Below are 14,330 nucleotides of genomic sequence, written 5' to 3'. Positions count from 1 at the left end.
GTTTTACCCTAACTATTTGACAATAACCTTACCATGAAACATATTCATACTGCATGCCCACTCGTATTCGCCAGGTTTTGATGTATCTATTTTAATCGGCTCTGTTTTACCTTGAGGCAATTTTTGATTTATACCAAAATCTGAGAAGATAACATGATCTAAACAACTGGAAGAATCAGTTCTTTTAAAGTTTAAGGTAGCCGGTATTCCCCTTTCTAAAATAACTTTTTCCGGAGAATATCCGCCTTTGACCACGATATCAACACTTTGTTTATTCGAATTAACAGATGCATTTTCTGTGGCAACATTGTGCTTACCAAAGAACCACCATGCGATAAAAACGATAAGTGCGACTCCTAAGCATAAAATAATAATTCTAATCACGATAATTCCTCCTAATTGAAGTTGTATTTTATGTCTACATCTGTAAACTATTTTAAGTATAGATGATATATTTACAGTTGTAAACATAAATGCTTAAAAAAAACTTACTGAAAATATCAGTAAGTTTCATTATTAATCGGCATCTAATCGCTTTAACCATTGAGTCAGATCATTTTTGTCCACCATTATTTGCTTAAGTTCGGCCTTATTATCTGCGGCCAAAAACAGCATTAACTGCAGATACTTTGCTACAGAAAGTCCATAATTTTCCAGGTTAGCTTTAGCTGCTTTTACTACTGTATCATTTAAACTAATTGTAAGAAGTTCGTCTTTCAAAGTCTATCCCATTTCCTATATTCTAAATAAAACTAACAGGATTATTTTAGAAAAGCCTCTATAGCTATGCAAGTATTTAATTCAAATTCATAATTCTTTTTATCTACCTGCTCCATTATATTTCTTCAAGCCTAAATTCCATATCCAATGGTCTAAAAATAAGAATACTAAGGCTATCAAAAGTTGCAATAACATTATTTGCCATTGCCGTGGCCTTATTAAAATAATTGTAGCAGGACAAGCAATTAGTCCAAAAGGCAGGATGAAATTAAAAATAATATTACCCAGTCCCCGATAAATACTTGCAGGATAGCGACTCATTTGTATCATACTTAAAAATAAATCATTTCTGCCAAAATTTGTTGGAAACCAAAATGCCGAAATTGTCCACAAATACCAAAGAGAATAGTATAAAATGCAGCCAAAAACGCAAGAAAGCAAAAAGAACAACACCTGGCCTATATTAACACTTATACCCTGACATGCATAAATAATTACAAATAGTCCCAGCACCGAATTAATTAATTGTGTAAATTCAATTGCACTAAAAAAGTAATATACCTTAGCGTTAATTGGTTTTAACAAAATTGAATCTAAGGTTCCTTCTCTAATGTCTTTTTCCATTTTAGGCATTGATTTGACCAAGAAAGCCATTAAGAAGCCGTCAAGCATAGTATAAACGCCAACCAACAACAGACATTCTTTGTAAGTCCAACCACCGATAGTATCAACATTTAGATAAATTACCTTAAAAAAGGCTATAGGAATGCCTAACCACAATATAGAAGAGATTATCCCAAACAATGTGTCTAACCTGAAACTAATGGTTTGCAAAAAGGCAATTTTAATTAACGATTTGACTACTTTAAGTTTACTTTTCATAATCAACCCATTACATCAGAGTATCTCTGAAGCCCTTCTTTATTGACTATTTTTACTATTAAATAAAAAACTATCATCCATACAATTTCAATGATTGTGTTTTTAAGCCATATATTTGATGGTAATGCTTTAACAAGCGTATCAATTGGAAAAGAGCTGAAATATTGAAAAGGCAGTAGTTTAATTATTTTTACCAAAAAAGGCGGCAAAATTTCTAAAGGAAAGTAAAAGCCTGCCAGCAGATTGACTACAACTTCTTTTACCAGTAAAACAAAGAAAAGATTGTCAAACCAGTACGCTACACTACCAATAATATAAGAAAAAAGAAACCATAATATGGCTGCCATAATTAAACTAAATGCAAATTCAAGTAGCACGAGTAAAGAAATATGAATTAAATTACGCGCAACTATATAGACAAATCCAATAATTAAAATCGGAGCAAGCAAAATTAAATTTGCCAGTCTATCGCCCAGCATTTTAGCAAAATAATATTTTTCAATTGTAATTGGTCTATGGATGATATTAGACAATTCTCCTGAATGGATATCATCATTCAATTCCCAGTCAACTGCATACCATACAAAAGAATTAATAAAATTAACCCCAATATAATAAATTACCATTTGATTTTTGCTAAAACCACCAATAGTTTGACCATGATTCAATATCAAAGACCATAAATAAAACATCACTAAACTTGGTACCAGTGCCTGCAAAAGCAAAATTATGACGCTGCTCTTATTGGCTAATATAGACTTCAATGAGATCTTGCTTACTGAAAAATAGGTTTTTATCATTTTTCTTTCTCCTCAGCAAATAGCTCTAAGATAATATCTTCAAGTTTCAGGTCATTTATTTGATAGTCGGAGCCTTGATTATCCCGTGCCAACTGAGCGATTTGGTCATCTACCTTTTCTACAGGAACTTTAATTGTCACGGTCAAATCATCCTGATCAATAATCTTGGCGCCCAATTTACTTTCGTTGAAGTTCTCCGATTTAATAAAAGTAATATATTTATTCTGATTAAACCTCTCTAATAAATCTGTTTTTGGTCCATCCCACATTATCTGACCGCTATTTACAATGATCAGGTGATCACAGATAGTGGCAATATCTTCCATATCATGAGAGGTAAGAAAGACAGTCAATCTTTCTTCCTGATTTAGCCTTAACAAAAACTTGCGTATATCCCTTTTTGCCAAAACGTCTAAGCCAATAGTCGGTTCATCTAAAAAGAGTATTTTTGGTCTAGTTGCTACGCCGGCCAGAAATTCTACTTTCATTCGTTCTCCCAGTGATAATTTGCGGGTTTGTACATCTAATTTTGAAGTTACATTTAATATCTGAGCCAGATCATTGACCGTTTTTTTAAAAATTTCTTCTGGTATATCGTACATTGACTGCAATAATTTCAAATAATCTCTAGGGGTTAAATCAGGAAAAAGTTGCGATCTATTTCCCATAACGACTGAGATTGACTTTTTGAAATCATTTATCCTTTTTGTAGGATCATAGCCATTTACCCTACAAGTTCCAGCTGATGGAAACAAGGTTCCAGTCAGCATCTTAATGGTCGTGGTCTTACCTGCCCCATTTTTGCCAATAAAGCCAACTTTTTCACCGTTCTTGATAGTAAAATTGAGCGATTTTACTGCTTGCACTGCCGTCTTTTCAGGCTTAAAAATATTTTTAACAACTGCACGCCAGTTTTCACCCCTGCTGCTAATAAAATAATCCTTAGAAAGATTATGAACTTCAATCGCATTTTCGTTCATTTTTGACCTCATTTAGTTATCTAGCCAGCACAAAAAAGCAATTTTTAAAAGGACAATCCTTTTTACAAAATTGCTTTAAGTTTTGAACACCTATCATCATACATTTAGAAACTGTCATTGGTTTAACCTTATTACTTATAATTTTTAAATCAGCAACAATTAGATAAATTCTACCACATTTTTAGCAGTTTTTAAATATAATTTAATTTTTGGCACAAAATATATTTTCTATTTAGAAATATCACCTTTTACTTGAGATATATTCATCTATTTGGGCAAGATAGCTTTCTTTTTCCTGCTGACTGATCCAAAATGTTTTAAATGAATTTTGTGCTATTCGAATCAGTTCTTTTTCACTCCAATCGCACTTTTGGGCAAATTTATAGTAAACATCATTAATATAATTACTACCCTTATAAGCCGGATCATCGGAATTAAAACTAATCAATGCACCGCAATTAAAAAGCTTATTAATAGCCTCCTGTTCCATAACGTTGCGGGTATAAAAATAAGCCATGGGGCATGCTGTAATACCAATTTTTTGGTCTGTTAAAAAAGTCATTAAATCCGCATTTTCAACTATATTTAAGCCATGATCCAAACGATCCACCGTAATAATTTCTAAAGCTTGTTTGATATGATCAACTGAATCAACTTGGTGGGAGATCACAATGCATTGTTAAATAGTAACCTTGAGCTCGGGCCTTAGCAAAAACCAGCATAAACTTCAACGGTGGATTATGATGCTCATCTGAATCAAGACCAACACCTAATATCCAGCCCTTTTTATGATATGGCTCAGCTTCTTTTAAAGTTGGCATTGCTGATTCTTGTGAATATTCTCTTAAAAAGCACATTATTAACTGGACATCAATGTCTAATGGTGCTGCATCAACAATCTCTTCATGAATGACCTCAATTACTGTATCAAAACGGATTCCTCTACTAGTGTGCTTGAGGATCCAAAAACAATTCAAGGTGCTTAACATTGCTGTCAGCTTCTTTGCACAAAAAAGCTGCAGTTAAATCATAGAAATCTTGTTAGTCCACAAAACCTGCATCCCTTTCTTTATAGTATGCCTTTAAAAATTCTGGCAATCCTATTCCATAATTCCGGTCAATATCCGCTGGAGTCTTAGTACCGATATCAATCTGGTTTCTCTTAGCGATGGCAAATTCCATTTCTGCTTCTAGAGTTCCCTCTATATGAACATGCAGTTCAGCCTTAGGCAATCCGTCAACAAACTTACGAGATAATTTTTTGAATCATCTTTTTCTCATTAACAAAATCACACTAAACACGAACATTTTAAGCGAATTTTAATTACATTCTTTGTCATTAAAGCTTTTATATAGCTACAAATCAATATTAAAAATAATAACATTTTTATTTTTAACTTACAATAACTATTTATATTGTACTTTTGTTCGACTTTTACATTGAAATACTGCGATAGAAATACTATAATTTTAACAATACGATCGATAATTTTATCTTGACCAAGATCAAAATCACTAGTAAAGTGTAATCAATTTAACTTTAATAATTTTAAAAAGGAGAGTGCATTAAATGTCAAATTGGACAACAAAATTTGTTAAAGAAGGTCTAACTTTTGATGATGTTTTATTAATTCCAGCCGAAAGCCACGTATTACCCAATGAAGTAGATTTACATACTCAACTGGCACCTAATCTTAAACTAAATATTCCTATAATAAGCGCGGGAATGGACACTGTGACTGAAGGTGCAATGGCCATAGCTATTGCACTGCAAGGCGGCTTAGGAGTGATCCATAAAAATATGTCAATCACCGCTCAAGCTGGAGAAGTAGCAAATGTCAAAAATGTTGTTGTCCCAAGTAATATTACGAAAGCCGCTGTTGATGATCACAACCACTTACTGGTTGCAGCTGCTATTGGCGTTACCAGTGATACATTTGAACGGGCTGAAGCACTTATAGAAAAGGGAGCAGACGCAATTGTCATTGACACTGCACATGGTCATTCAGCTGGAGTTTTACGTAAGATAAAAGAAATTAGGGCACATTTCCCTGATATTACCCTTATTGCCGGCAATATCGCTACTGGTGATGCTGCTAGAGCACTCTTCGATTCAGGTGTTGATATTGTCAAAGTTGGAATTGGGCCGGGTTCTATTTGCACCACACGTGTCGTAGCTGGTGTTGGAGTCCCACAAATTACTGCAATTTATGATGCGGCTACAGCTGCTAGAGAATACCACAAACCAATAATTGCCGATGGTGGTATGAAGTATTCCGGTGATATTGTGAAGGCTCTAGCTGCTGGTGGTAATGCTGTTATGCTTGGTAGCATGCTTTCAGGGACTACTGAGGCACCGGGCGAAATTTTCGAAAGTGACGGTCACAAATTTAAGACTTATCGCGGAATGGGTTCTGTCGGTGCAATGGCCCAAGCTCATGGCTCTTCAGACAGATATTTCCAAGGCGGAGTAAACGAGGCTAACAAGTTAGTACCTGAAGGCGTAGAAGCACGCGTTGAATATAAAGGTGATGTTTCTGATATTGTCTTCCAGATTATTGGCGGTCTGCGCTCGGGCATGGGTTATGTCGGTGCCGCTACAATTGCTGACTTACGAGAAAATGCACAATTTGTCAAAATTACTAATGCTGGTTTACGAGAATCTCACCCACATGACGTGCAAATTACCAAGAAAGCACCTAATTACGAAAGATAATAAAAATTAAGAAAAAACTAGTTATTGCCTCAAAACAATAACTAGTTTTTAATTTATCCTATTTTTCCGAAATAGCGTCATTCAGTTTCTGTAAATTCTCTACTAACTCATTTTTAGTTTCAGTTCCAAGAATTGCAGCATAACTATTCTCAGACTGAAAAACATAGTTAGAAATTTTTTGTTCTAAATTAACAGCTTTAGGGGTTAGGATGATTGCTTTTAATCGAGTGTCATGTGGATCGACTTTTTTCGTAATTAGGTCTTTTTCTGCCATTAAATGTAAAACATTGGTAGCCGTTGACTTTCTAATATTGAATTCATGCTCAATGTCTTTTTGATAAATTGGCTTATTTTGGGCAAAGGAAGATAAGTATTCGATAATCAACATTTGCGTTCCAGTTAGACCTATTTTTCTGGCATAGTGATCAGCGTTGCGGTTAAACGTATTTTGTACTCTCTGCAATGCCAATCCTAATCTTTTCATTATTTCATTCCTTTGCTTTTACTGGTTTTGTAGCCTGATAAAGTAAGTATACACCAATAAGGACAATAATTAGAATAAAAATTAGACCGACTTGTGAGGCATCAATGTATTTTCCAGAAGTAGAATTTTGACTACTCATCTGCTCTACGAATTGCATGATGGCTGAAATAACTGCAGTGCCAACCGCACCAGCAAATTGCTGTGCCATATTGAACAGACCGTTACCATCAGTACTTTCTTTTTCGTCAAGTTGACCAATAGAAGCCGTCATAGTATCACCCATTACTAAACCTATTCCCAGCATCGTAATGGTATAAAACAAGATTATCTTGCCAGAGGTTAACGATGAAGCAAATAAACAATATAATATGCCACCAATTATTTCAAAAACAGCTCCAGTCATAATTGGCTTTTTTGGTCCATAGTTATCAAGTAACCTACCACTAATTGGTGACATAATTGCTCCTACGAGCCCACCGGTTAGTAGTAATAGCCCCGCAGTCATCGCAGTAGAATGGTTGACAATTTGGACATAATTAGGCAAGATGAAAGACAAACCCAAGGTATTTACCTGGAAAATAAAGTAGGCTGTAATTCCTTGAGTGAATCTGATGTTTTTAAAAACACGAATATTAATCAATGGATTAGTAGTTTTCAATGAGTGCTTAATAAAAATGATTAAACTGATTATTCCTAATGCTAAAGGTAAAACAAACATGAACGGTTTTTGTAAAATTTTAGACAAGTTGCTAAAAGCAAAAATTAAACCAATAAACGTTAAAGCAATGCTCAGAAAGCCGGTAGTATCAAGCGTAGTATGCTTAATGCTCTCGGTTTGACTTGTTATTGAAGTTAAGCCCATGATCAAAGATATTACCATCACGGGGATAATAAAGATAAAAATATAACGCCAGCCTAAATTATTAACAACCAACCCGCCAAAACTTGGTCCTAAAGCTGGAGCTACAGCAGTAATCATTGTTCCTATTCCCATAAGGAGGCCGAGTTTATCAAGCGGTGTCCTTTCCAAAATGATATTAAACATTAAGGGAATAGCTATTCCTGCGCCCGCGCCCTGAATTACGCGACCAATAACTAAAAAAATAAATTGGTTAGCAACTGCGTCGATCACCAATCCGCAAATAAATAAAGAAGCGGCTGTTACAAACAGCTTTTTCGAACTAAAGTTTCTTTTTAAATATGCCGATAGCGGCATAATAATGGAAGCAACCAGTAAATAGCCTGTTGTCATCCATTGTACTGTGGCCATATTAACATGAAAATCATTCATTAAAACTGGAAAAGTAACGTTCCCTGCCGTTTCAATTAGCACACCTGAAAATGACATCAGTCCAGCTGCGAAAATTGAACAAATTAATTTTGCATCTAATTTTCTTTCCATTCGAATTCCTCCTGGTTATTTAGTTAGCAAGCTAACTAAATAACCATAGTAACTCACATTTTTTTGAAATGCAATAAATTAAAAGCAAAGAAAAACCACCTTGAATTTCAAAGTGACTTTTTAAATGCTATTTATTTATCTGTATTAATCACATATTTTTGCCAGTAACGCCAAACATTATCACTGGAAAAGCGCTTAGCATTTTGATAAGCACCCTCATTCATTTTCCTGCGTAATTTTGGACTAGCAAAGAATTCACTAATTTTAGCTGCTAAGTCATCTATATGACCACTTGGCAAGACAAAACCGCTCTGACCATCAGCAATTAAGTCTGCTGGACCATAATTGATATCATATGCAAATACCGGAACGCCGTGTGATTGAGCTTCAACTATTGAAAGCGGAGCTCCTTCGTATCTTGAAGAAAGAATTGAAAGTTGAGCATTGTCATAGACATAATCCATATCTTGGGTGTAACCCATAAAGTGAACTACATTTTCCAACTTGAGATCTCGCACCAGCTTCTTTAGCATGTTTTCTTCTTTGAAATTATCCGCGCCATTGCCATAACCATAAATATCTAGAGTAAGCGTATCATTATTTTGATAAGCTTGATTAAAGGCTTTGATCGCGTCATCAATTCGTTTTTCATGGAATAAACGAGCTACAATTATTATTTTTCCTTTTATACGCTCGCTCATTGGGATATGCTCTGCATATAACTGCTCATCTGGTACTATTCCCACAGGTATAGCTACTATCGGCACTTGCGTTCTTAGTCTTTCACGCATGTCATCCGCTTGATGTTTTCCAGGAGTGACTACTAAGTCGGTTTTACTGAGTAATTCGTTATTAGAAATTGAGTTGTAAGTAAGAGGTGAAGAAGGATCCCAGTAGTCTCTGAAGTGAATATTATGAAAATGTTCGATTTTTCTGGCAGGCGTTTTCATATTAATCATTGGCACGTTGGTAATATTACTGCGATCAGAGATAAAGGTTGACCTTTCATCCCCATCCTGCTGGTTTAATTCATCAAGCATAATAGTAAAGGCTTGACCACTATTCATAAGTGAGTGTACAACACCTTGAATATCAGTCAATTGAATGTTAGTTGCTGGATATGAATTCGGTCTTTTTTCATATGAAATCTCGTAATATATGGTATTGTCGGGACGGAAAAACAATTCACAGACTAAATGTCCATCCACTGTATCATAAATTTGTGTTAGGCTTTTAAACCCACGAGTATCATAAAAGTCCTGCTTAATGCAGTTGACATCTCCGTTATAATATTTAATCGTGTCCACACTACCATTAGGCAACATATTAATAGTCATGGTTTTACGATTGTCTTCGTACACTTCATAACCATTATTGATTTTCTTCACCTTATTAAAGTTTGGTATCGGTAAATCTTTTATCGTGACAACGCGACTAGCAAACTTTACCGTACCGGCAAAGAAGTCAAACATATTGACATAATCATCATCAGTCATGCCATATAAAGTTAAATTACGATGTGCAAAGCGATTAAACTCTGACATAACAATTTTTGCCTTAACGTGATTGCGTTTAAAAAGCATTAATCTTTTTACTTCTGCGTGCTCTATCCCTGAACTATTTGCGTCTAATCTATTGTTTAAAAAGTAGTACATTAATTTGTCCTTTATTTATACATTCAAATCACTATTAATTTTAGCACACATTTAATAAGTATTTACGTTACGTTAAAATAAATAAGCATTAACCTAATTTTTTAGGTAATGCTTAATTTTAAAATTAATATTTTATTCTTTTTTTGTTAGCTTTAAAACTAATGGCCAAATCAATGCTGTTATTACACCTACTGCCAATCCTGCCCACAGCACTGGAGAAACAGTTAACGAAATTCCTTGAGCAACATTACTTTCCAGCCATTGTACTAATTGGTTAGCTAAGAATTGTAATGCTCCAAAGGATCCCACAGATGCAATTAACAAAATAATTGCAGCCCAATATTTACCAAATAATATTAACAAAGCGGATAGGATAAAAATTAGTATTGCGGCAAAAAAGCAATAATGGAAAATAGTGATACTTTGATTAACCTGATTCTGGTTTTCTTTCAAACCGTCGTTAATTTTGTTTAGTAACAATTTGCTAACTGCTTTTTGCACATCATTATTCTCTGGAAAAGATAAACTTTTAGCCGTCACTTCACCATTTTCCTGGTAACTTGCACCTAAATTGTACAAACTGGTATAAGACATATCATGATGATATTTTTTAGGTAATTGTTCGAGAATTTTGTCTTCAACACCAAAGTCCTTAGCCAGTTTCAATGTACTCTTTAGTCTTGAGTCACCTGTATTGTTAACACTCTTTTTGATCACTGTTTGAGCCAGGCCACGAACATTTTGCACATTCACTGTTATCGGGGACTCTATCATTAGAAAACCGGAAACACCAACCGCTGCAACAAAAATTAGCCGTAACAAAATACTAGCGAATTTTCTCATTTAATTAACCTCCTAAAAAACATTAACTGTTTAATCTAACAGACATGTTGACCCGAAGCCAGACAGTTACAATTAACCATTTCAGGAGCATGCTCCTTTTTTAGAGCAAGTTCTTTTTCAATCTGGGTAATATCACCTTGAGAAAGAGGCATATCCTTCAGAATTGCTATCATTACCTTACCTTTATGCATATCACACATGTGACACATCATTTCATTAGTGACTTGAATCATCATCTCTATCTGCGTAACAGTAGCGGAGTATACAAAACGGCGACCGTCCTTACGGGTTTTTAGCAGACCCTTTTTGACTAAGCGACCCATCAGAGTTTTAATAGTTGACTCAGACCAATCCTTTTTTGCTTGCAGTTGCTGAATCACATCACCAGTGTGAATTTCTCCTAAAGTCCACACTATTCTCATAACTTCCCACTCAGCTTCGGAAATATTATGTTCTTTATTTTTTTCTACCATAATAATCAACCTAGTTTTATTTTACTACAGAACAAACTTTTTTAGTGCTTTGGCAATTCCATCATTGTCATTATCTGCAGTCACATAATCTGAATTGTCTTTGATCATTCCCACAGCATTACCCATGGCTACTTTTTTGAAATCAGGATTAGTAAACATCGAAATATCGTTGCCCTGATCGCCAAAAACCATAACTTGACTTGACTTAATTTTCAGTCTCTCGGCTAATTGCTGGACTGCATTACCCTTAGAAGCATCTTTAATGTTAATTTCAACAATAGAAGAAAAGCTGCGGACAATATCATACTTGGCAAAGGCCCATTGAGGGATATTATTCCACAATTTATCAACTTCACGTTCATCATCAAGAACACTAAGCCCCACTTTATTAAAAGTAAAATCTTGTGGTATTTCTTCTGCTTTCCTCACTTTAATCACATTTTTATTATAGGTAGCATTTCTAGCTAAATTTACTCCTATATCACGATCACATGTCCAGTAACACTCAGGAGTTTCAAAATGAAGGTTGACATGGGCTAATCTTTGCAAGCGACGCATATTAGAGAAATCACGGTAGTTCATTTCTTCATTCATTAAAATATTTCCCGCCAGATCCTGAATTACTGCACCATTGAAAACAATGTCATATTGTCTTGCGCCTTGTAAACCTAATTGTTTATTAAATTCAATTGTACCAGACAATGGTCGACCTGTGGCTAAAACCACCTTAATGCCCTGACTGTCAGCTTGTTTCAGTACCCTTTCAGTTTCTGGTGAAATTTGTTTAGAAGTAGTAAGTAAAGTACCATCTAAATCAACCGCAATCAATTTTATTGCCAAAATAATATCCTCCTACACTTTTTCACTATCTTCTTTATTATACAAAAAGTCGTAATTACTTACGACTTTTTCAAAAAATATTCTCTTTTAAAACAAAACAGAAACTCAAAAAGTTTATTCTACAGTAACGCTTTTCGCCAAATTACGCGGCTTATCAACATCTAGTCCTTTATCTTTAGCTGCAAAATATGCAAATAATTGTGCTGCTACTACACTAACAAGTGGCGAAAGATAATAATTAACTTCAGGTAAAACAATATCATCGCTAGGTTTAGCTAATGATTTACGCGCAATAGTAATAACAGTTGCTCCACGTGCAATTACCTCCTGAATGTTTCCCCGCATCAAATCTGCCGTAACAGGGTCATTAATTAAAGCGACTACAGGCGTGCCTTTTTCAATCAATGAAATTGTGCCATGCTTTAATTCTGCTGCCGCAAAACCTTCTGTTTGAATATAAGATACTTCTTTAAGCTTAAGGGCAGCTTCCAAAGCGACCGGATAATCAATACCCCTGCCAATATAAAATGCATTTCGACTAGGTATTAAATCTTTTTGTGCTAGTTGCTCTATTTTGGCTTGACTGGAAATCACTTGTTCAATTCCTTCTGCAGCTAAAGCGAAATTCTTTTTCAAGTCAAAAGCTGCAGCATCTTTAACATCTAATTTTTCTCCTAATGCCTTGGCAACTATAGCTTGAACGGCAACTTGGGCAGTATAAGCTTTAGTTGAAGCTACAGCAATTTCGGGCCCAGCTTCAAGTGACATGGCATAATTAGCTTCGCGCGCTAAAGTAGAATTGGGAACATTCGTCAAAGTTAGACTAGGAATACCACGTTTAATCGCTTGTTGCAAGACAACGCGTGAATCAGCCGTTTCACCTGATTGCGATAAGAAAATAAAGAATGGGTGTTTTGACATCATTGGAAAATGGTAACCTGCTTCAGATGCAAATCCTACTTCAGTTGGAATCTTAGTCAGCTTTTCAAAAAGTTGTTTACCAATTAAGCCCGCATGATAACTGGTACCAGCAGCAAAGATATACAGTCTATCTGTCTGAGATAGAGCATTAATAATTTTAGCATCTACTTTAGGGTCACCAGTTTGATCAAGATAATGTTGATCTAAGTGCCGTAAAACACTCGGCTGCTCACAAATTTCTTTAAGCATGTAAAATTCATAAGTGCCCTTAGAAGCAGCATTTTCATCAATATTTAACTCATAGTGCTGATGATCAACCTTTTGACCAGCAATAGTTTCAAGCTGATACCCATTTTGAGTAATGTCTCCAACCTCACCATCTTGTAAATCAACGAAAGTTTTGGTTTGATCCAATACCGATAAGGCATCAGATGCGATAACGTTAAAGCCATTACCCAGTCCCAGCATCAAAGGAGATTTATTTTTAGCAATAAAAATATGATTTGGATTCTGATTGTCTATTAATAAAAGAGCATATGATCCCTTAATCACTTGTAGAGCCTGCTTTAGAGCCGTAAAGGCATCTTCATTTTTTTCACGAGCAAATTTACTAACTAATTGAACTATTACCTCGGTATCAGTGTCAGACTTAAAGGTAACATCATTTAAGTATTGCTTTTTTATTTCTTGGTAATTTTCAATTACGCCATTATGAACCAGATAAAAGCGTTCAGTTTCATCAAATTGGGGATGAGCATTAGTTTCAGTGGGCTTACCATGTGTTGCCCAACGAGTATGACCAATTCCAATCATACCCTGCTCTTCTGGAGTCATTTTGTTCTTCAAGTCCTCAATACGACCAGCAGTTTTAGTTAAATATTCTTTTCCTGCCAAATCATTGAGGTAAATTCCTGCAGAATCATATCCGCGATATTCAAGCTTAGACAACCCATTTAAAACAATTTCTCTAGCAGACTTTCCAACTATGCCAACAATTCCACACATATTCTTCTCCTTTGGTCTAGTAAAAATAATTAATTTGGATTAATTAGTTAATTCAACTTACGTATGGAATATTAGCCTTTTTTAATAAATTGGTCAAGCAATATTTTAAAAATTGGTCTATACAATAATGTAAAATTACTATTACTAACACAAAAGTTTGCCCAAATAAGTGATGAAAATCTTAAATGGAGGCCAGTTAAACAGTTATACATTTAAATAAGCATATGCTTAAGCTGTTGTGTAAAATGCAAAAGTGATATTTAAGTATTATTCAGAAAAAAAGCGGGCTTCTTGCTATCTTTTTTGTTTTACGTAAAGTTATCATTCTTAATAGACAATTTAATAGCTAGCTATTAGAATTTAAGGATAAAGGGGTAATTACAATGAAAATTAACAAAAATTTGTTTATTAGCTTAGTAGCTGGAATATTGACAATAGCATCAATAGCAGCTACTACGACTAATATTGCTCAAGCTCAAACTACTACATCAAATGTAAATTCTGAGCAAGGCAAGCTAACCTTGAATCATAAGACTCGTGTTTATAACAAAAAGGGTAAGAAAAAATATTCTTATCTTAAAACGAATGGGCTGCTAAAAAAGGGTGCTT

General features: G+C 34.8%; 17 protein-coding genes. 2 read left to right on the top strand and 15 right to left on the bottom strand.

What is annotated here, in order from left to right; translation table 11 throughout:
• Positions 1–12: 12 nt before the first annotated feature.
• From H3R29_RS01420 to H3R29_RS09170, 8 genes are all read right to left on the bottom strand, one after another.
• Positions 13–387, bottom strand: coding sequence for a cupredoxin domain-containing protein (locus H3R29_RS01420; protein WP_370567401.1), 375 nt, complete (start codon positions 385–387; stop codon positions 13–15).
• Between the two features lie 129 nt (positions 388–516).
• A complete protein-coding gene (locus tag H3R29_RS01415; RefSeq protein WP_198203111.1) occupies positions 517–720 on the bottom strand; it encodes a hypothetical protein in 204 nt (67 codons plus the stop codon).
• A 99-nt stretch (positions 721–819) separates the two neighbouring features.
• Positions 820–1,602 (bottom strand): ABC transporter permease, encoded by a 783-nt coding sequence (locus tag H3R29_RS01410; protein WP_198203112.1) that lies wholly within the window; start codon positions 1,600–1,602, stop codon positions 820–822.
• 2 nt (positions 1,603–1,604) lie between these two features.
• The gene (locus tag H3R29_RS01405; RefSeq protein ID WP_232352191.1) at positions 1,605–2,402 is read right to left on the bottom strand and encodes an ABC-2 family transporter protein; all 798 of its coding nucleotides are present in this window, start codon (positions 2,400–2,402) and stop codon (positions 1,605–1,607) included.
• Positions 2,399–3,382: an ATP-binding cassette domain-containing protein gene (locus H3R29_RS01400; protein WP_198203113.1), complete on the bottom strand. Its 984-nt coding sequence runs from the start codon at positions 3,380–3,382 to the stop codon at positions 2,399–2,401. The genes H3R29_RS01405 and H3R29_RS01400 overlap by 4 nt, the downstream gene beginning before the upstream one ends.
• Positions 3,383–3,623: 241 nt before the next feature.
• Positions 3,624–4,052: a hypothetical protein gene (locus H3R29_RS09180; RefSeq protein ID WP_265666812.1), complete on the bottom strand. Its 429-nt coding sequence runs from the start codon at positions 4,050–4,052 to the stop codon at positions 3,624–3,626.
• A complete protein-coding gene (locus H3R29_RS09175; protein WP_255524980.1) occupies positions 4,033–4,371 on the bottom strand; it encodes a hypothetical protein in 339 nt (112 codons plus the stop codon). Before H3R29_RS09175 ends, H3R29_RS09180 begins: the two co-directional genes overlap by 20 nt.
• 52 nt (positions 4,372–4,423) lie before the next feature.
• Entirely contained in the window at positions 4,424–4,615 is a 192-nt protein-coding gene (locus H3R29_RS09170) for a hypothetical protein (RefSeq protein WP_255524979.1), read from the bottom strand.
• A gap of 337 nt (positions 4,616–4,952) precedes the next feature.
• Here H3R29_RS09170 and H3R29_RS01390 point away from each other — a divergent pair, with 337 nt between their 5' ends.
• Positions 4,953–6,098, top strand: a complete 1,146-nt coding sequence (locus H3R29_RS01390) for an IMP dehydrogenase (protein WP_198203114.1) — start codon at positions 4,953–4,955, stop codon at positions 6,096–6,098.
• Between the two features lie 58 nt (positions 6,099–6,156).
• Here the strand turns inward: H3R29_RS01390 and H3R29_RS01385 are convergent, their stop codons facing one another.
• The 7 genes from H3R29_RS01385 to glmS all read right to left on the bottom strand — a co-directional run bounded on the left by H3R29_RS01385 (position 6,157) and on the right by glmS (position 13,721).
• Positions 6,157–6,582, bottom strand: a complete 426-nt coding sequence (locus H3R29_RS01385; protein WP_110445897.1) for a MarR family winged helix-turn-helix transcriptional regulator — start codon at positions 6,580–6,582, stop codon at positions 6,157–6,159.
• A 4-nt stretch (positions 6,583–6,586) separates the two neighbouring features.
• Positions 6,587–7,984 (bottom strand): DHA2 family efflux MFS transporter permease subunit, encoded by a 1,398-nt coding sequence (locus tag H3R29_RS01380; RefSeq protein WP_198203115.1) that lies wholly within the window; start codon positions 7,982–7,984, stop codon positions 6,587–6,589.
• Positions 7,985–8,115: 131 nt separating this feature from the next.
• The gene (locus H3R29_RS01375) at positions 8,116–9,639 is read right to left on the bottom strand and encodes a glycosyltransferase (protein WP_198203116.1); all 1,524 of its coding nucleotides are present in this window, start codon (positions 9,637–9,639) and stop codon (positions 8,116–8,118) included.
• A 132-nt stretch (positions 9,640–9,771) separates the two neighbouring features.
• Entirely contained in the window at positions 9,772–10,482 is a 711-nt protein-coding gene (locus H3R29_RS01370) for a hypothetical protein (protein WP_046324647.1), read from the bottom strand.
• A gap of 35 nt (positions 10,483–10,517) precedes the next feature.
• Positions 10,518–10,955, bottom strand: a complete 438-nt coding sequence (locus H3R29_RS01365; RefSeq protein ID WP_046324646.1) for a CopY/TcrY family copper transport repressor — start codon at positions 10,953–10,955, stop codon at positions 10,518–10,520.
• Between the two features lie 24 nt (positions 10,956–10,979).
• Positions 10,980–11,795 carry a Cof-type HAD-IIB family hydrolase gene (locus H3R29_RS01360; RefSeq protein WP_198203117.1) on the bottom strand — a complete coding sequence of 272 codons (816 nt, stop codon included), beginning with the start codon at positions 11,793–11,795 and terminating at the stop codon, positions 10,980–10,982.
• A 114-nt stretch (positions 11,796–11,909) separates the two neighbouring features.
• Entirely contained in the window at positions 11,910–13,721 is a 1,812-nt protein-coding gene (glmS, locus tag H3R29_RS01355; RefSeq protein ID WP_198203118.1) for a glutamine--fructose-6-phosphate transaminase (isomerizing), read from the bottom strand.
• 383 nt (positions 13,722–14,104) lie between these two features.
• Here glmS and H3R29_RS01350 point away from each other — a divergent pair.
• The coding region (locus tag H3R29_RS01350) for a hypothetical protein (RefSeq protein WP_198203119.1) at positions 14,105–14,330 on the top strand (226 nt) is incomplete at its 3' end.

Source organism: Lactobacillus sp. M0393 (assembly GCF_016102025.1).
Lineage (GTDB): Bacteria > Bacillota > Bacilli > Lactobacillales > Lactobacillaceae > Lactobacillus > Lactobacillus melliventris.
Note: the sequence above shows the minus strand (reverse complement) of the source record. Positions and strands in the feature narration are given on the sequence as shown.